1 protein-coding gene is annotated in these 757 nt (G+C 66.6%); it reads right to left on the bottom strand.

Features of this window, described 5'->3' with window-relative positions; genetic code table 11:
* The coding region (locus tag B4E36_RS22855) for a cation:proton antiporter (protein WP_345900851.1) at positions 1 to 757 on the bottom strand (757 nt) is incomplete at both ends.

Below are 757 nucleotides of genomic sequence, written 5' to 3'. Positions count from 1 at the left end.
GCCGGGCGCGCGAGCCGGCGACCGCGTGGCCGACAAAGGCCCGGCCACGGCCGACCTCGCGCAGCTCCTGCGCATAGGCGACGGCAAGGGCATTGCGGTAGCTTTCGAGACCCTCCGTGAGCGTCGCCTCCACGCGCCGCATGACAGAGACCCAGACCGGCGAGACCAGCAGCGTGATTGCCGTGACCGCGATCACCAATCGGTAGAGATCGTCGCTGAGCGCGCTGGCCGCCAGCCCGGCAGCGGCGAGCACGAACGAGAACTCGCCAACCTGCGCCATCGAAAGCCCGGCGATCAGCGCCGTCTGCGGCGAAGAACCGGTCCAGCGCAGGAACATGACGTTGAGCACCGATTTCGCTGCGACGACGCCGACGGCGGCCAGCAGGACGATCGCGAGATGGTCCCAGATGAAGGTCAGGTCGATCAACAGGCCGATGGACAGGAAGAAGATCACCAGCAGAACGCTCTGGATCGGCTCGACCACCGGAATGACCCGGCTGCGCAGGGTGGAATTGCCGATGCAGATGCCGGCGAGAAACGCGCCATAGGCGGGCGAAAGCCCGGCAACGCCCGAAATCGCGGCAGCGGAGAAGCACAGCGCCAGCGCGCCGAGTGCGAGCAGTTCCACCTTGTCCTCGACCTTTTCGGCAAACGGCACCTTGAGCTTGCCGAAACGGCCGAAATACCAGAGCAGCCCCGCCATGATCCCGACGGCGACCAGCACCCGGATCGCGGTCGCGGTGATATCGAACCCCTG

This window comes from Martelella sp. UBA3392, assembly GCF_002358775.1.
GTDB classification, from domain to species: Bacteria; Pseudomonadota; Alphaproteobacteria; order Rhizobiales; family Rhizobiaceae; genus Martelella; species Martelella mediterranea.
Note: the sequence above shows the minus strand (reverse complement) of the source record. Positions and strands in the feature narration are given on the sequence as shown.